Annotated in this window: 8 protein-coding genes, 9 tRNA genes and 6 rRNA genes; all 23 read left to right on the forward strand. The window is 47.2% G+C overall.

Annotated features, from left to right (window positions below):
• Nucleotide 1: 1 nt before the first annotated feature.
• The 23 genes from folB (at nt 2) to ACDZ29_RS11085 (ending at nt 17,332) form a co-directional block, all read left to right on the forward strand.
• A complete protein-coding gene (folB, locus tag ACDZ29_RS10975) occupies nt 2-361 on the forward strand; it encodes a dihydroneopterin aldolase (protein WP_375090835.1) in 360 nt (119 codons plus the stop codon).
• Between the two features lie 2 nt (nt 362-363).
• Nucleotides 364-891: a 2-amino-4-hydroxy-6-hydroxymethyldihydropteridine diphosphokinase gene (folK, locus tag ACDZ29_RS10980; RefSeq protein ID WP_375090836.1), complete on the forward strand. Its 528-nt coding sequence runs from the start codon at nt 364-366 to the stop codon at nt 889-891.
• Nucleotides 843-1,055: a helix-turn-helix domain-containing protein gene (locus ACDZ29_RS10985; RefSeq protein WP_375090837.1), complete on the forward strand. Its 213-nt coding sequence runs from the start codon at nt 843-845 to the stop codon at nt 1,053-1,055. Before folK ends, ACDZ29_RS10985 begins: the two co-directional genes overlap by 49 nt.
• Nucleotides 1,056-1,079: 24 nt before the next feature.
• Complete coding sequence (gene dusB / locus ACDZ29_RS10990) at nt 1,080-2,078, forward strand: tRNA dihydrouridine synthase DusB (protein WP_375090838.1); 999 nt, start codon at nt 1,080-1,082, stop codon at nt 2,076-2,078.
• Between the two features lie 194 nt (nt 2,079-2,272).
• The gene (gene lysS / locus ACDZ29_RS10995; protein WP_375091131.1) at nt 2,273-3,766 is read left to right on the forward strand and encodes a lysine--tRNA ligase; all 1,494 of its coding nucleotides are present in this window, start codon (nt 2,273-2,275) and stop codon (nt 3,764-3,766) included.
• Nucleotides 3,767-4,191: 425 nt separating this feature from the next.
• Nucleotides 4,192-5,742, forward strand: a 16S ribosomal RNA gene (locus tag ACDZ29_RS11000).
• Nucleotides 5,743-5,917: 175 nt separating this feature from the next.
• Nucleotides 5,918-8,850: ribosomal RNA gene (locus ACDZ29_RS11005) — 23S ribosomal RNA — on the forward strand.
• Nucleotides 8,851-8,914: 64 nt separating this feature from the next.
• Nucleotides 8,915-9,030: ribosomal RNA gene (rrf, locus tag ACDZ29_RS11010) — 5S ribosomal RNA — on the forward strand.
• Between the two features lie 10 nt (nt 9,031-9,040).
• Nucleotides 9,041-9,116, forward strand: a tRNA-Val gene (locus ACDZ29_RS11015).
• Nucleotides 9,117-9,126: 10 nt separating this feature from the next.
• Nucleotides 9,127-9,202: transfer RNA gene (locus ACDZ29_RS11020), tRNA-Thr, on the forward strand.
• A 42-nt stretch (nt 9,203-9,244) separates the two neighbouring features.
• Nucleotides 9,245-9,320, forward strand: a tRNA-Lys gene (locus ACDZ29_RS11025).
• A 9-nt stretch (nt 9,321-9,329) separates the two neighbouring features.
• A tRNA-Leu gene (locus ACDZ29_RS11030) sits at nt 9,330-9,411 on the forward strand.
• Between the two features lie 5 nt (nt 9,412-9,416).
• Nucleotides 9,417-9,491: transfer RNA gene (locus ACDZ29_RS11035), tRNA-Gly, on the forward strand.
• A gap of 12 nt (nt 9,492-9,503) precedes the next feature.
• Nucleotides 9,504-9,592 (forward strand) — tRNA-Leu (locus ACDZ29_RS11040).
• Nucleotides 9,593-9,601: 9 nt separating this feature from the next.
• Nucleotides 9,602-9,678, forward strand: a tRNA-Arg gene (locus ACDZ29_RS11045).
• A 9-nt stretch (nt 9,679-9,687) separates the two neighbouring features.
• Nucleotides 9,688-9,764: transfer RNA gene (locus ACDZ29_RS11050), tRNA-Pro, on the forward strand.
• Nucleotides 9,765-9,774: 10 nt separating this feature from the next.
• Nucleotides 9,775-9,850: transfer RNA gene (locus ACDZ29_RS11055), tRNA-Ala, on the forward strand.
• A gap of 159 nt (nt 9,851-10,009) precedes the next feature.
• Nucleotides 10,010-11,560 (forward strand): 16S ribosomal RNA (locus ACDZ29_RS11060).
• Nucleotides 11,561-11,735: 175 nt separating this feature from the next.
• A 23S ribosomal RNA gene (locus tag ACDZ29_RS11065) occupies nt 11,736-14,668 on the forward strand.
• Between the two features lie 64 nt (nt 14,669-14,732).
• Nucleotides 14,733-14,848: ribosomal RNA gene (gene rrf, locus ACDZ29_RS11070) — 5S ribosomal RNA — on the forward strand.
• Together the 16S, 23S and 5S rRNA genes with 9 tRNA genes alongside form the textbook arrangement of a ribosomal RNA operon.
• A 376-nt stretch (nt 14,849-15,224) precedes the next feature.
• Nucleotides 15,225-15,686 (forward strand): CtsR family transcriptional regulator, encoded by a 462-nt coding sequence (locus tag ACDZ29_RS11075; protein ID WP_289318627.1) that lies wholly within the window; start codon nt 15,225-15,227, stop codon nt 15,684-15,686.
• Between the two features lie 21 nt (nt 15,687-15,707).
• Nucleotides 15,708-16,259 (forward strand): hypothetical protein, encoded by a 552-nt coding sequence (locus ACDZ29_RS11080; RefSeq protein WP_375090839.1) that lies wholly within the window; start codon nt 15,708-15,710, stop codon nt 16,257-16,259.
• Nucleotides 16,256-17,332: a protein arginine kinase gene (locus tag ACDZ29_RS11085; protein ID WP_375090840.1), complete on the forward strand. Its 1,077-nt coding sequence runs from the start codon at nt 16,256-16,258 to the stop codon at nt 17,330-17,332. Before ACDZ29_RS11080 ends, ACDZ29_RS11085 begins: the two co-directional genes overlap by 4 nt.
• Nucleotides 17,333-17,450 lie beyond the last annotated feature (118 nt).

Here is a 17,450-nt window from a genome sequence, read left to right on the forward strand (position 1 = left end):
AATGGATAAGATATATGTGAATAAAATGGAGTTTTACGGTTATCATGGAGTATTTCCAGAAGAAACGAAGCTTGGTCAGCGGTTTAAAGTGGATTTAATCGTCCAGACTGATTTAGCCAAGGCAGGGAAGAGTGACCACCTTGAAGACTCAATCAACTATGGCGAGTTATATGAAGTGTGTAAAAGTGTTGTTGAGGGAGAACCTTTTAAGTTAGTGGAAGCTGTCGCTGAAAAAATTGCCTCTGAACTACTTAATAAATATTCCTCCATCGAGACATGCACCGTGAAGGTTTATAAACCAGATCCCCCAATAGCGGGTCACTATGATTCAGTTGCCATAGAGATTGTAAGGGGACGCTGACTGTGGTAAATATTGCTTACCTTTCAATAGGGTCGAACTTAGGGGATCGCCTTGAAACATTCCGAAGGGCTTTCCGATTATTATCTGAAAATCCACATATCAAGTTGGTGGCCTGCTCTTCTTTATATGAAACGGACCCGATAGGATATGCCGATCAGGACTGTTTTTTAAATGCTGTCCTTAAAGTGATAACCGATTTAGAACCCGAGGAATTACTTCATGCTTGTATGAAAATTGAACAAGATTTAGGGAGAAAAAGGGAAATCAGATGGGGTCCCCGTACTTTAGACCTTGACATTTTGTTATATAATCATGAAAATATTGAGACAGAGATTCTTTCAGTCCCGCACCCTCGTATGCACGAGAGGGCTTTTGTTATCGTGCCCTTAATGGAAGTGGACCCTGATATCTCACTTCCGCAAATGCATGCACCTTTGAGCGACCTGCTTGAACAGATTTCGGATAAAGAAGGAGTTCGATTATGGAAGGTGAAAAATGGGGAAGGCGTATTCGCGCTTTTCGAAAGTTAAAGGGTTATACCCAGGAAGGGTTTGCGAGAGAAATAGGTGTTTCCGTTTCCTTGCTGGGAGAAGTCGAACGAGGGAACCGCAACCCTTCAGAGGCATTTTTACTGGAAGTGGCGGAAATTCTTCATGTTTCCATTGAGGAGCTTAAGCCACCTGAGGATAAATGAACGAATGTTATAGGAGGTGACAACGTGTTAAAAATAGGCGATATAGAAATGAAGAATCCGGTAGTGCTAGCACCGATGGCGGGAGTCTGTAACTCAGCATTCCGCTTGACCGTCAAGGAATTTGGTGCTGGTTTAGTTTGTGCGGAGATGGTTAGTGACAAGGGAATCGTACTTAAAAATGCTAAAACGATGAATATGCTTTATATAGATGAAAGAGAGAAGCCATTGAGTTTGCAAATCTTTGGCGGAGAAAAGAAATCTTTGGTCGAAGCTGCAAAGTTTGTAGATAAAAATACAAATGCTGACATCATTGATATCAACATGGGTTGCCCAGTCCCTAAGATCACTAAATGTGATGCGGGTGCGAAGTGGCTTCTCGATCCAAACAAAATTTATGAGATGGTTTCGGCAGTGGTAGATGCAGTTGAAAAGCCGGTAACGGTGAAAATGCGCATAGGCTGGGATGAAGAGCATGTGTTTGCCATTCAAAATGCTCAGGCAGTTGAGCGTGCAGGTGGTAAAGCTGTTTCCATGCATGGTAGAACTCGGGTTCAAATGTATGAAGGAAAAGCTAACTGGGACATCATCCGTGAAGTGAAGAAATCGATTAATATTCCGCTTATCGGGAACGGTGATGTGGAAACTCCGCAGGATGCGGAAAGAATGCTGAAGGAAACTGGTGTTGACGGAGTCATGATTGGCCGTGCAGCTCTAGGTAACCCGTGGATGATTTACCGGACTGTAAAATATTTAGAAACCGGTCAACTGATGGATGAACCATCAGTTCGTGAAAAGATGGATGTTTGCGTACTTCATATGGATCGTCTAATAGCATTGAAAAATGAAAATGTTGCCGTTCGTGAAATGCGTAAGCATGCATCTTGGTATTTAAAAGGTGTTAAAGGGAATGCTAAAGCTCGTAAAGGGATTAATGATTGTGAAACAAGGGAAGATGTTGTAAGTCTTCTTTATGAACTTGTTGATGAGATTGAAGCGAAGCAACAGAATATCCAAATGGTCTGATGTTTGACATTACCTTCCTGTTTTCCTATAATACGCTTATCTTGAACTGCCAGTAATCCTGGCAGTTTTTATATGTACATAAACAACTTTTTAAGATAAAAAGCTGTTGAATTCCTTTACTTTATGTAAGAATAAATACGTATGCAAAAGAATTTTTGATTAATTATATAAAGCGTTTATTAATAAAGATGGAGATGATTTTCGTGAGTCATGAAGAATTGAATGACCAACTGCAGGTAAGACGCGATAAAATGCAGGCCATGATTGATAATGGACAAGACCCTTTCGGGAGCAGATTCGAGCGTACGCATAACACTCAGGAGATAGTTAGTGCTTATGGGGAATTAGAAAAAGAAGATCTTGAAGAAAAAGAAATCGAAGTTACGATCGCTGGCCGTGTCATGACTAAGCGTGGAAAAGGGAAAGCGGGATTTGCCCATATCCAGGATATTAGCGGTCAAATCCAAATCTACGTCCGTTTAGATAAAATAGGTGAAGATTCTTACCAAATTTTCAACCAAACAGATCTTGGCGATATCGTGGGGGTCACTGGCGTTATTTTCAAAACGAAAGTCGGGGAACTTTCCATTAAAGCTAAAGAATATGTGTTCCTTGCAAAGGCGCTTCGCCCTTTGCCTGATAAATTTCATGGCCTGAAGGATGTTGAAGAGCGTTATCGGAAACGTTATGTTGATTTAATTACAAATGAGGAAAGTAAAAATACGTTGATCATGCGCAGTCGTATTGTACAAGCCATGAGACGATATTTGGACGATCATGGATACCTTGAAGTGGAGACGCCTCTGTTGCACTCTGTTGCCGGTGGAGCTGCTGCACGCCCATTCCTTACTCACCATAATGCTTTGGATATGCCTTTGAATCTAAGGATTGCCATCGAGCTTCATCTGAAACGCTTAATCGTTGGCGGTTTAGAGAAAGTTTATGAAATTGGCCGGGTTTTCAGGAATGAAGGAGTATCTACAAGACACAATCCTGAATTCACATTGATTGAATTATACGAGGCATATGCGGATTACCAAGATATCATGAGCTTAACGGAAAACCTGATTGCCCATATAGCCCAAGAAGTTCTAGGGATGACTTCCATCCAGTATGGGGAGTATGAGATAGAGTTAAAACCGGAATGGAAACGACTTCACATGGTTGACGCTGTAAAAGAATATACAGGTGTGGACTTCTGGACTCAAATGAGCAAAGAAGAAGCCCAACAGCTCGCTAAAGAAAATGGGATTGAAGTTAAGGAATCCATGGAGTTTGGTCACATTGTAAATGAATTCTTTGAACAGAAGGTAGAAGATAAGTTAATTCAACCTACATTCATTTATGGTCATCCGGTGGAAATCTCTCCGTTAGCAAAGAAAAATCCGGAAGATTCCCGTTTCACAGATCGTTTTGAGTTATTCATTGTAGGTAGGGAGCATGCAAATGCCTTCACGGAACTAAATGACCCTATTGATCAACGTCAGCGTTTTGAAGCTCAATTGAAAGAGCGAGAGCAAGGTAATGATGAGGCACATGAAATGGATGAAGATTTCTTGGAGGCGTTAGAATACGGAATGCCGCCAACTGGCGGATTGGGAATTGGTGTTGACCGTTTGGTTATGCTATTGACCAATTCTCCTTCTATACGTGACGTCCTGTTATTCCCGCTAATGAGACATCGCTAATAATGCAAGATGAGTAATGATTGCAGGGCCGAATTCGGATGGCTGGGTTCATGGGGTTTAGCTCATGATCCTGGTATGTCCGATTCGGTTTTTGTTTTTTAATTATAATTTCATGTCTTTTAAGTGATTGGATTCTGGGGTTTGAAAGAAAAACAACATTATCTCAAAAAAACTTTATAAAAGGTATTGCGCAGTTAACGTAATGGTGTTATATTTATATCTGTCGTTACGAACGAGTTGCAAACGGATTACAAACTTTAAAAAAGTTTTAAAAAAGTTGTTGACTTAAAGTAATGAAAAATGTTATTATAAATAAGCTGTTTCGAAAGATATTGCTCTTTGAAAACTGAACAAAACAAAGCGCCAACGTTAAATTTTAAGTGAGCACACACTATCAAAAAAGCAAAATGAGCAAGTCAAACATTTCTTCGGAGAGTTTGATCCTGGCTCAGGACGAACGCTGGCGGCGTGCCTAATACATGCAAGTCGAGCGAATCGATGGGAGCTTGCTCCCTGAGATTAGCGGCGGACGGGTGAGTAACACGTGGGCAACCTGCCTATAAGACTGGGATAACTTCGGGAAACCGGAGCTAATACCGGATACGTTCTTTTCTCGCATGAGAGAAGATGGAAAGACGGTTTCGGCTGTCACTTATAGATGGGCCCGCGGCGCATTAGCTAGTTGGTGAGGTAATGGCTCACCAAGGCGACGATGCGTAGCCGACCTGAGAGGGTGATCGGCCACACTGGGACTGAGACACGGCCCAGACTCCTACGGGAGGCAGCAGTAGGGAATCTTCCGCAATGGACGAAAGTCTGACGGAGCAACGCCGCGTGAACGAAGAAGGCCTTCGGGTCGTAAAGTTCTGTTGTTAGGGAAGAACAAGTACCAGAGTAACTGCTGGTACCTTGACGGTACCTAACCAGAAAGCCACGGCTAACTACGTGCCAGCAGCCGCGGTAATACGTAGGTGGCAAGCGTTGTCCGGAATTATTGGGCGTAAAGCGCGCGCAGGTGGTTCTTTAAGTCTGATGTGAAAGCCCACGGCTCAACCGTGGAGGGTCATTGGAAACTGGGGAACTTGAGTGCAGAAGAGGAAAGTGGAATTCCAAGTGTAGCGGTGAAATGCGTAGAGATTTGGAGGAACACCAGTGGCGAAGGCGACTTTCTGGTCTGTAACTGACACTGAGGCGCGAAAGCGTGGGGAGCAAACAGGATTAGATACCCTGGTAGTCCACGCCGTAAACGATGAGTGCTAAGTGTTAGAGGGTTTCCGCCCTTTAGTGCTGCAGCTAACGCATTAAGCACTCCGCCTGGGGAGTACGGCCGCAAGGCTGAAACTCAAAGGAATTGACGGGGGCCCGCACAAGCGGTGGAGCATGTGGTTTAATTCGAAGCAACGCGAAGAACCTTACCAGGTCTTGACATCCTCTGACAACCCTAGAGATAGGGCTTTCCCCTTCGGGGGACAGAGTGACAGGTGGTGCATGGTTGTCGTCAGCTCGTGTCGTGAGATGTTGGGTTAAGTCCCGCAACGAGCGCAACCCTTGATCTTAGTTGCCAGCATTCAGTTGGGCACTCTAAGGTGACTGCCGGTGACAAACCGGAGGAAGGTGGGGATGACGTCAAATCATCATGCCCCTTATGACCTGGGCTACACACGTGCTACAATGGATGGTACAAAGGGCTGCAAACCTGCGAAGGTAAGCGAATCCCATAAAGCCATTCTCAGTTCGGATTGTAGGCTGCAACTCGCCTACATGAAGCCGGAATCGCTAGTAATCGCGGATCAGCATGCCGCGGTGAATACGTTCCCGGGCCTTGTACACACCGCCCGTCACACCACGAGAGTTTGTAACACCCGAAGTCGGTGAGGTAACCTTTATGGAGCCAGCCGCCTAAGGTGGGACAGATGATTGGGGTGAAGTCGTAACAAGGTAGCCGTATCGGAAGGTGCGGCTGGATCACCTCCTTTCTAAGGATAATTACGAGAGCGCTTTTGTTTTGTTCAGTTTTGAATGAGTAATTCATTCAGATAGGAAAGAAAAGCATCACGATGTGATGGATTCTTTCTGCTTTGTTCCTTGAAAACTAGATAATAGATAGAAGGCAATTAATTTTTTTCAAAGCATCTGTAAGATCTTTTTAACGGTTAAGTTAGAAAGGGCGCACGGTGGATGCCTTGGCACTAGGAGCCGATGAAGGACGGGACTAACACCGATATGCTTCGGGGAGCTGTAAGTAAGCTTTGATCCGGAGATTTCCGAATGGGGAAACCCACTGTTCGTAATGGAACAGTATCTTTACCTGAATACATAGGGTACTGAAGGCAGACCCGGGGAACTGAAACATCTAAGTACCCGGAGGAAGAGAAAGCAAATGCGATTTCCTGAGTAGCGGCGAGCGAAACGGAATTAGCCCAAACCAAGAGGCTTTCCTCTTGGGGTTGTAGGACACTCAACATGGAGTTACAAAGGAACGGGGTAAATGAAGTGACCTGGAAAGGTCCGTCAAAGAAGGTAAAAACCCTGTAGTTGAAACTTCGTTCCCTCCTGAGTGGATCCTGAGTACGGCGGGACACGAGAAATCCCGTCGGAAGCAGGGAGGACCATCTCCCAAGGCTAAATACTCCCTAGTGACCGATAGTGAACCAGTACCGTGAGGGAAAGGTGAAAAGCACCCCGGAAGGGGAGTGAAATAGATCCTGAAACCGTGTGCCTACAAGTAGTCAAAGCCCGTTAATGGGTAATGGCGTGCCTTTTGTAGAATGAACCGGCGAGTTACGATTTCATGCGAGGTTAAGTTGATAAGACGGAGCCGCAGCGAAAGCGAGTCTGAATAGGGCGAATGAGTATGAGGTCGTAGACCCGAAACCAGGTGATCTACCCATGTCCAGGGTGAAGTTCAGGTAACACTGAATGGAGGCCCGAACCCACGCACGTTGAAAAGTGCGGGGATGAGGTGTGGGTAGCGGAGAAATTCCAATCGAACCTGGAGATAGCTGGTTCTCTCCGAAATAGCTTTAGGGCTAGCCTCAAGATGAGAGTATTGGAGGTAGAGCACTGATTGGACTAGGGGCCCCCAACGGGTTACCGAATTCAGTCAAACTCCGAATGCCAAATACTTATTCTTGGGAGTCAGACTGCGAGTGATAAGATCCGTAGTCGAAAGGGAAACAGCCCAGACCACCAGCTAAGGTCCCAAAGTATACGTTAAGTGGAAAAGGATGTGGAGTTGCTTAGACAACCAGGATGTTGGCTCAGAAGCAGCCACCATTTAAAGAGTGCGTAATAGCTCACTGGTCGAGTGACTCCGCGCCGAAAATGTACCGGGGCTAAACGTATCACCGAAGCTGTGGATTGACACCATTAGGTGTCGATGGTAGGAGAGCGTTCTAAGGGCGTTGAAGTCAGACCGGAAGGACTGGTGGAGCGCTTAGAAGTGAGAATGCCGGTATGAGTAGCGAAAGAAGGGTGAGAATCCCTTCCACCGAATGCCTAAGGTTTCCTGAGGAAGGCTCGTCCGCTCAGGGTTAGTCGGGACCTAAGCCGAGGCCGAAAGGCGTAGGCGATGGACAACAGGTTGATATTCCTGTACCACCTATACATCGTTTGAACGATGGGGGGACGCAGAAGGATAGGGTAAGCGCGCTGTTGGATATGCGCGTCCAAGCAGTTAGGCCGGAAACGAGGCAAATCCCGTTTCCATTAAGGCGGAGCTGTGATGGCGAGGGAAATATAGTACCGAAGTTCCTGATTCCACGCTGCCAAGAAAAGCCTCTAGTGAGATGTAAGGTGCCCGTACCGCAAACCGACACAGGTAGGCGAGGAGAGAATCCTAAGGTGTGCGAGAGAACTCTCGTTAAGGAACTCGGCAAAATGACCCCGTAACTTCGGGAGAAGGGGTGCTTTTTAGGGTGAATAGCCCGGAAAAGCCGCAGTGAATAGGCCCAGGCGACTGTTTAGCAAAAACACAGGTCTCTGCGAAGCCGCAAGGCGAAGTATAGGGGCTGACACCTGCCCGGTGCTGGAAGGTTAAGGGGAGAGGTTAGCGCAAGCGAAGCTTTGAACCGAAGCCCCAGTAAACGGCGGCCGTAACTATAACGGTCCTAAGGTAGCGAAATTCCTTGTCGGGTAAGTTCCGACCCGCACGAAAGGTGTAACGATCTGGGCACTGTCTCAACGAGAGACTCGGTGAAATTATAGTACCTGTGAAGATGCAGGTTACCCGCGACAGGACGGAAAGACCCCGTGGAGCTTTACTGCAGCCTGATATTGAATTTTGGTACAGCTTGTACAGGATAGGTAGGAGCCTGAGAAGCCGGAGCGCTAGCTTCGGTGGAGGCGTTGGTGGGATACTACCCTGGCTGTATTGAAATTCTAACCCGCGCCCCTTATCGGGGTGGGAGACAGTGTCAGGTGGGCAGTTTGACTGGGGCGGTCGCCTCCTAAAGAGTAACGGAGGCGCCCAAAGGTTCCCTCAGAATGGTTGGAAATCATTCGTAGAGTGTAAAGGCACAAGGGAGCTTGACTGCGAGACCTACAAGTCGAGCAGGGACGAAAGTCGGGCTTAGTGATCCGGTGGTTCCGCATGGAAGGGCCATCGCTCAACGGATAAAAGCTACCCCGGGGATAACAGGCTTATCTCCCCCAAGAGTCCACATCGACGGGGAGGTTTGGCACCTCGATGTCGGCTCATCGCATCCTGGGGCTGTAGTCGGTCCCAAGGGTTGGGCTGTTCGCCCATTAAAGCGGTACGCGAGCTGGGTTCAGAACGTCGTGAGACAGTTCGGTCCCTATCCGTCGCGGGCGCAGGAAATTTGAGAGGAGCTGTCCTTAGTACGAGAGGACCGGGATGGACGCACCGCTGGTGTACCAGTTGTCTTGCCAAAGGCATAGCTGGGTAGCTACGTGCGGACGGGATAAGTGCTGAAAGCATCTAAGCATGAAGCCCCCCTCAAGATGAGATTTCCCATGGCGCAAGCTAGTAAGATCCCTGAAAGATGATCAGGTTGATAGGTCAGAGGTGGAAGCGTGGCGACATGTGGAGCTGACTGATACTAATAGATCGAGGACTTAACCAACGCTTTTTAAAAAATGAAATACCTTCTTATTATCTAGTTTTGAAGGAACAACGTTCCTTTATTGTTTGGTGGCGATAGCGAAGAGGTCACACCCGTTCCCATTCCGAACACGGCAGTTAAGCTCTTCAGCGCCGATGGTAGTTGGGGGTTTCCCCCTGTGAGAGTAGGACGCCGCCAAGCAGTTATATATGGAGGATTAGCTCAGCTGGGAGAGCATCTGCCTTACAAGCAGAGGGTCGGCGGTTCGATCCCGTCATCCTCCACCATTTTACACCTGCCGGTGTAGCTCAACTGGTAGAGCAACTGACTTGTAATCAGTAGGTTGGGGGTTCAAGTCCTCTTGCCGGCACCATCTTCATACAAGCTTAATATAGCATATATAAATAGTTTATATGAGCCATTAGCTCAGTTGGTAGAGCATCTGACTTTTAATCAGAGGGTCGAAGGTTCGAATCCTTCATGGCTCACCATTTTATTATGCGGGTGTGGCGGAATTGGCAGACGCACCAGACTTAGGATCTGGCGCCGCAAGGCGTGGGGGTTCAAGTCCCTTCACCCGCATGTTTGCGGAAGTAGTTCAGTGGTAGAATACAACCTTGCCAAGGTTGGGGTCGCGGGTTCGAATCCCGTCTTCCGCTCCACTATTTATTTATGCCGGGGTGGCGGAACTGGCAGACGCACAGGACTTAAAATCCTGCGGTAGGTGACTACCGTACCGGTTCGATTCCGGTCCTCGGCACCATCTTAATATGCGCCCGTAGCTCAATTGGATAGAGCATCTGACTACGAATCAGAAGGTTGTAGGTTCGACTCCCGCCGGGCGCACCATATTTTTTTCGGGAAGTAGCTCAGCTTGGTAGAGCACTTGGTTTGGGACCAAGGGGTCGCAGGTTCGAATCCTGTCTTCCCGACCATGATTTTTTTGGGGCCTTAGCTCAGCTGGGAGAGCGCCTGCCTTGCACGCAGGAGGTCAGCGGTTCGATCCCGCTAGGCTCCACCAAAAAAAACTTGACAAGCTCAAATGGCTTTGATATGATTAGAAAGTTGATTCTTTAAAAGGATCAAATTGCTCTTTGAAAACTGAACAAAACAAAGCGCCAACGTTAAATTTTAAGTGAGCACACACTATCAAAAAAGCAAAATGAGCAAGTCAAACATTTCTTCGGAGAGTTTGATCCTGGCTCAGGACGAACGCTGGCGGCGTGCCTAATACATGCAAGTCGAGCGAATCGATGGGAGCTTGCTCCCTGAGATTAGCGGCGGACGGGTGAGTAACACGTGGGCAACCTGCCTATAAGACTGGGATAACTTCGGGAAACCGGAGCTAATACCGGATACGTTCTTTTCTCGCATGAGAGAAGATGGAAAGACGGTTTCGGCTGTCACTTATAGATGGGCCCGCGGCGCATTAGCTAGTTGGTGAGGTAATGGCTCACCAAGGCGACGATGCGTAGCCGACCTGAGAGGGTGATCGGCCACACTGGGACTGAGACACGGCCCAGACTCCTACGGGAGGCAGCAGTAGGGAATCTTCCGCAATGGACGAAAGTCTGACGGAGCAACGCCGCGTGAACGAAGAAGGCCTTCGGGTCGTAAAGTTCTGTTGTTAGGGAAGAACAAGTACCAGAGTAACTGCTGGTACCTTGACGGTACCTAACCAGAAAGCCACGGCTAACTACGTGCCAGCAGCCGCGGTAATACGTAGGTGGCAAGCGTTGTCCGGAATTATTGGGCGTAAAGCGCGCGCAGGTGGTTCTTTAAGTCTGATGTGAAAGCCCACGGCTCAACCGTGGAGGGTCATTGGAAACTGGGGGACTTGAGTGCAGAAGAGGAAAGTGGAATTCCAAGTGTAGCGGTGAAATGCGTAGAGATTTGGAGGAACACCAGTGGCGAAGGCGACTTTCTGGTCTGTAACTGACACTGAGGCGCGAAAGCGTGGGGAGCAAACAGGATTAGATACCCTGGTAGTCCACGCCGTAAACGATGAGTGCTAAGTGTTAGAGGGTTTCCGCCCTTTAGTGCTGCAGCTAACGCATTAAGCACTCCGCCTGGGGAGTACGGCCGCAAGGCTGAAACTCAAAGGAATTGACGGGGGCCCGCACAAGCGGTGGAGCATGTGGTTTAATTCGAAGCAACGCGAAGAACCTTACCAGGTCTTGACATCCTCTGACAACCCTAGAGATAGGGCTTTCCCCTTCGGGGGACAGAGTGACAGGTGGTGCATGGTTGTCGTCAGCTCGTGTCGTGAGATGTTGGGTTAAGTCCCGCAACGAGCGCAACCCTTGATCTTAGTTGCCAGCATTCAGTTGGGCACTCTAAGGTGACTGCCGGTGACAAACCGGAGGAAGGTGGGGATGACGTCAAATCATCATGCCCCTTATGACCTGGGCTACACACGTGCTACAATGGATGGTACAAAGGGCTGCAAACCTGCGAAGGTAAGCGAATCCCATAAAGCCATTCTCAGTTCGGATTGTAGGCTGCAACTCGCCTACATGAAGCCGGAATCGCTAGTAATCGCGGATCAGCATGCCGCGGTGAATACGTTCCCGGGCCTTGTACACACCGCCCGTCACACCACGAGAGTTTGTAACACCCGAAGTCGGTGAGGTAACCTTTATGGAGCCAGCCGCCTAAGGTGGGACAGATGATTGGGGTGAAGTCGTAACAAGGTAGCCGTATCGGAAGGTGCGGCTGGATCACCTCCTTTCTAAGGATAATTACGAGAGCGCTTTTGTTTTGTTCAGTTTTGAATGAGTAATTCATTCAGATAGGAAAGAAAAGCATCACGATGTGATGGATTCTTTCTGCTTTGTTCCTTGAAAACTAGATAATAGATAGAAGGCAATTAATTTTTTTCAAAGCATCTGTAAGATCTTTTTAACGGTTAAGTTAGAAAGGGCGCACGGTGGATGCCTTGGCACTAGGAGCCGATGAAGGACGGGACTAACACCGATATGCTTCGGGGAGCTGTAAGTAAGCTTTGATCCGGAGATTTCCGAATGGGGAAACCCACTGTTCGTAATGGAACAGTATCTTTACCTGAATACATAGGGTACTGAAGGCAGACCCGGGGAACTGAAACATCTAAGTACCCGGAGGAAGAGAAAGCAAATGCGATTTCCTGAGTAGCGGCGAGCGAAACGGAATTAGCCCAAACCAAGAGGCTTGCCTCTTGGGGTTGTAGGACACTCAACATGGAGTTACAAAGGAACGGGGTAAATGAAGTGACCTGGAAAGGTCCGTCAAAGAAGGTAAAAACCCTGTAGTTGAAACTTCGTTCCCTCCTGAGTGGATCCTGAGTACGGCGGGACACGAGAAATCCCGTCGGAAGCAGGGAGGACCATCTCCCAAGGCTAAATACTCCCTAGTGACCGATAGTGAACCAGTACCGTGAGGGAAAGGTGAAAAGCACCCCGGAAGGGGAGTGAAATAGATCCTGAAACCGTGTGCCTACAAGTAGTCAAAGCCCGTTAATGGGTAATGGCGTGCCTTTTGTAGAATGAACCGGCGAGTTACGATTTCATGCGAGGTTAAGTTGATAAGACGGAGCCGCAGCGAAAGCGAGTCTGAATAGGGCGAATGAGTATGAGGTCGTAGACCCGAAACCAGGTGATCTACCCATGTCCAGGGTGAAGTTCAGGTAACACTGAATGGAGGCCCGAACCCACGCACGTTGAAAAGTGCGGGGATGAGGTGTGGGTAGCGGAGAAATTCCAATCGAACCTGGAGATAGCTGGTTCTCTCCGAAATAGCTTTAGGGCTAGCCTCAAGATGAGAGTATTGGAGGTAGAGCACTGATTGGACTAGGGGCCCCCAACGGGTTACCGAATTCAGTCAAACTCCGAATGCCAAATACTTATTCTTGGGAGTCAGACTGCGAGTGATAAGATCCGTAGTCGAAAGGGAAACAGCCCAGACCACCAGCTAAGGTCCCAAAGTATACGTTAAGTGGAAAAGGATGTGGAGTTGCTTAGACAACCAGGATGTTGGCTCAGAAGCAGCCACCATTTAAAGAGTGCGTAATAGCTCACTGGTCGAGTGACTCCGCGCCGAAAATGTACCGGGGCTAAACGTATCACCGAAGCTGTGGATTGACACCATTAGGTGTCGATGGTAGGAGAGCGTTCTAAGGGCGTTGAAGTCAGACCGGAAGGACTGGTGGAGCGCTTAGAAGTGAGAATGCCGGTATGAGTAGCGAAAGAAGGGTGAGAATCCCTTCCACCGAATGCCTAAGGTTTCCTGAGGAAGGCTCGTCCGCTCAGGGTTAGTCGGGACCTAAGCCGAGGCCGAAAGGCGTAGGCGATGGACAACAGGTTGATATTCCTGTACCACCTATACATCGTTTGAACGATGGGGGGACGCAGAAGGATAGGGTAAGCGCGCTGTTGGATATGCGCGTCCAAGCAGTTAGGCCGGAAACGAGGCAAATCCCGTTTCCATTAAGGCGGAGCTGTGATGGCGAGGGAAATATAGTACCGAAGTTCCTGATTCCACGCTGCCAAGAAAAGCCTCTAGTGAGATGTAAGGTGCCCGTACCGCAAACCGACACAGGTAGGCGAGGAGAGAATCCTAAGGTGTGCGAGAGAACTCTCGTTAAGGAACTCGGCAAAATGACCCCGTAACTTCGGGAGAAGGGGTGCTTTTTAGGGTGAATAGCCCGGAAAAGCCGCAGTGAATAGGCCCAGGCGACTGTTTAGCAAAAACACAGGTCTCTGCGAAGCCGCAAGGCGAAGTATAGGGGCTGACACCTGCCCGGTGCTGGAAGGTTAAGGGGAGAGGTTAGCGCAAGCGAAGCTTTGAACCGAAGCCCCAGTAAACGGCGGCCGTAACTATAACGGTCCTAAGGTAGCGAAATTCCTTGTCGGGTAAGTTCCGACCCGCACGAAAGGTGTAACGATCTGGGCACTGTCTCAACGAGAGACTCGGTGAAATTATAGTACCTGTGAAGATGCAGGTTACCCGCGACAGGACGGAAAGACCCCGTGGAGCTTTACTGCAGCCTGATATTGAATTTTGGTACAGCTTGTACAGGATAGGTAGGAGCCTGAGAAGCCGGAGCGCTAGCTTCGGTGGAGGCGTTGGTGGGATACTACCCTGGCTGTATTGAAATTCTAACCCGCGCCCCTTATCGGGGTGGGAGACAGTGTCAGGTGGGCAGTTTGACTGGGGCGGTCGCCTCCTAAAGAGTAACGGAGGCGCCCAAAGGTTCCCTCAGAATGGTTGGAAATCATTCGTAGAGTGTAAAGGCACAAGGGAGCTTGACTGCGAGACCTACAAGTCGAGCAGGGACGAAAGTCGGGCTTAGTGATCCGGTGGTTCCGCATGGAAGGGCCATCGCTCAACGGATAAAAGCTACCCCGGGGATAACAGGCTTATCTCCCCCAAGAGTCCACATCGACGGGGAGGTTTGGCACCTCGATGTCGGCTCATCGCATCCTGGGGCTGTAGTCGGTCCCAAGGGTTGGGCTGTTCGCCCATTAAAGCGGTACGCGAGCTGGGTTCAGAACGTCGTGAGACAGTTCGGTCCCTATCCGTCGCGGGCGCAGGAAATTTGAGAGGAGCTGTCCTTAGTACGAGAGGACCGGGATGGACGCACCGCTGGTGTACCAGTTGTCTTGCCAAAGGCATAGCTGGGTAGCTACGTGCGGACGGGATAAGTGCTGAAAGCATCTAAGCATGAAGCCCCCCTCAAGATGAGATTTCCCATGGCGCAAGCTAGTAAGATCCCTGAAAGATGATCAGGTTGATAGGTCAGAGGTGGAAGCGTGGCGACATGTGGAGCTGACTGATACTAATAGATCGAGGACTTAACCAACGCTTTTTAAAAAATGAAATACCTTCTTATTATCTAGTTTTGAAGGAACAACGTTCCTTTATTGTTTGGTGGCGATAGCGAAGAGGTCACACCCGTTCCCATTCCGAACACGGCAGTTAAGCTCTTCAGCGCCGATGGTAGTTGGGGGTTTCCCCCTGTGAGAGTAGGACGCCGCCAAGCCATATCTAAGATCAGCCATTCTGGCTGGTCTTTTTTAATATTCTAATTAACGAATAGGTTTTTTATCTCCAGGGTCAGCATAGGGCTGGATCTATTTGTTGGTTAAAATACCATTAGAGGGAACGGACGAGCTGGAGAAAAAGGTTGAATTTAGGTGAAGGAGCTTTGAGGAGAAGAAAAAATTGCAGGTTTTGCATTTATCTTTTCAGGGTATTTATGTAAGATATTTCAACTTTAATGTTCAATGGGGTATGTAACTACATATAATTTGGAGAAAATGGATAATACAGAAAGAAAGTGCGTTTAAGTTGCAAAATGCATTTTTCCTTGTATAATAATAGTCAAATATAGTCAAAGTCAGAATGGAGGAGGCTGAGTGAGAAACATATCTGATGTTATCGAAACTTATTTGAAGCAAGTGCTGGAAATAAGTCAAAAAGATATCTTAGAGATTAAAAGAAGTGAAATAGCAGATAAATTTCAGTGTGTTCCTTCTCAAATCAATTACGTAATCAATACCCGGTTTACAATCGAGAGAGGTTATGTTGTAGAGAGTAAGCGTGGAGGCGGCGGTTATATACGCATCATGAAAGTGGAATCACAGGATTCCGTGCAACTTATTAACCAATTATTATCGCTTATTGGCTCTAGGGTAACTCAATCGATGGCTGAAGGAGTAATTTCCCGGCTGATGAATGAGGAAGTCATTAATGAAAGAGAAGCAAAGATTATGATGAGTGTCATAGATAGATCGGTGATTTATATCGACCTACCTGACCGCGATGAGCTTAGGGCAAGAATTTTAACTGCGATGCTTACGACTTTAAAATATAAATGAAACTGGCAGAGGTGATGAACGTTGATTTGCCAAGAATGTCATCAAAGGCCTGCTACCCTACACTTCACCAAAATCATCAATGGAAAAAAGACTGAAGTCATGATTTGTGAGAAATGTGCTCAGGAAAAAGGTGAGATGTTCATGGATGCAGGGGGACCTGGTTTTTCAATAAATAATTTATTAGCAGGATTGTTGAATATGGAGTCGAATATTCAACAGACAAAGGCAAATGCATTACCCAAATCGGAAGAGAGGCGTTGCCCGAATTGTCATCGTTCCTATAAAGAATTTGTCCATATTGGTAAGTTTGGCTGTGCCGAATGTTATAAAACATTCAATGAACAGTTAAACCCTATTTTAAAAAGGGTTCATAGCGGCAATACAGCACATATAGGGAAAATTCCAAAAAGGATTGGTGGCACCATATATCTTCGAAAGCAAATTTTGGATTTGAAAGAAGTTTTAAAGACCCACATTATTCAAGAGGAGTTTGAGAAAGCGGCAGAGGTAAGAGATAAGGTTCGTTCCCTTGAAAAAAGGTATGATGCACAAGAGGGAGGCGAGGAATTATGAGCTTGGAAAAGTTTGTAGAAAACGCCTTGAGTTCCTGGATGAGTGCCGAAGGGCCGGAGATCGATATTGTATTGAGTTCCAGGATTCGATTGGCCAGGAATTTCAAAGACTTTACCTTCCCAACCTCCTTTTCTAACGAAGAAGCTAAAAAAATAATTGAATTGGTCAAAAAAAGAATTGAAGAGGAAGTTACTCGAGAGATTGGGAAGCTGGAACTTCTAGAGATTGACCAATTACAGCCACTGGAAAAGCGCGTTCTCGTTGAAAAACATTTAATCAGCCCTCATTTAGTTGAGGAATCAGCGAAAAGCGCATGTCTCCTTTCGGAAAATGAAGAAATCAGTATCATGATAAACGAAGAGGATCATCTCCGTATTCAGTGTTTAATGTCGGGGTTGCAGCTAAAGGAAACTTTAAAGATTGCAAATGTTCTTGACGATTGGATTGAAGAATCCATAGACTATGCATATGATGAAGAAAGAGGATACCTAACTAGTTGTCCAACTAATGTGGGAACAGGATTAAGGGCTTCAGTCATGATGCATCTGCCAGGCCTGGTCCTTACTCAGCAAATGAATAATATCATACCGGCTATCAACCAATTGGGGTTGGTGGTACGAGGGATTTATGGAGAGGGCAGTCAAGCGTTAGGGAATATCTTTCAAATCTCTAATCAAATCACTCTCGGAAAGTCGGAGAGGGATATCGTTGAAGATCTAACAAGTGTAGTGCAACAAATCATAGCCCAGGAACGGTCAGCGCGGGATGCATTAGCGAGGACTTCCCACATACAATTAGAAGATAGAGTTTTCCGTTCATATGGGATATTGTCCAATGCTCGAATCATCGAGACCAAGGAAGCTGCTACCTGTATCTCAGATGTTAGGCTAGGTATAGATCTTGGGTATATAAAAAATATTTCTAAAAGCATTCTAAATGAGTTGATGATTTTGACACAGTCGGGATTTTTACAAAAGTATGCAGGTGGCCCTTTAAAATCCCATGAAAGGGATATCCGTAGAGCAGCACTCATCCGAGAACGCTTGAATTTCACGGAATCTTCCTCCTCATAGAGGTCATTATCCTCTTTGGTGAGTACCAATATTCATGAATAGATATGGAGCAAGAACCTGCCATTACTTAGAGAATTGTCTACAACTTTATTCAAAACGAAAATTCTTAAGGAGGAAT

This window comes from Peribacillus sp. RS7, assembly GCF_041956845.1.
Classification (GTDB): domain Bacteria; phylum Bacillota; class Bacilli; order Bacillales; family DSM-1321; genus Peribacillus.

Coding starts and splice junctions, on each gene's coding strand:
- folB (WP_375090835.1), top strand. CDS start 2: ATGGATAAGATATATGTGAATAAAATGGAGTTTTACGGTTATCATGGA.
- ACDZ29_RS11085 (WP_375090840.1), top strand. CDS start 16,256: ATGAGCTTGGAAAAGTTTGTAGAAAACGCCTTGAGTTCCTGGATGAGT.
- ACDZ29_RS10985 (WP_375090837.1), top strand. CDS start 843: ATGGAAGGTGAAAAATGGGGAAGGCGTATTCGCGCTTTTCGAAAGTTA.
- lysS (WP_375091131.1), top strand. CDS start 2,273: ATGATTTTCGTGAGTCATGAAGAATTGAATGACCAACTGCAGGTAAGA.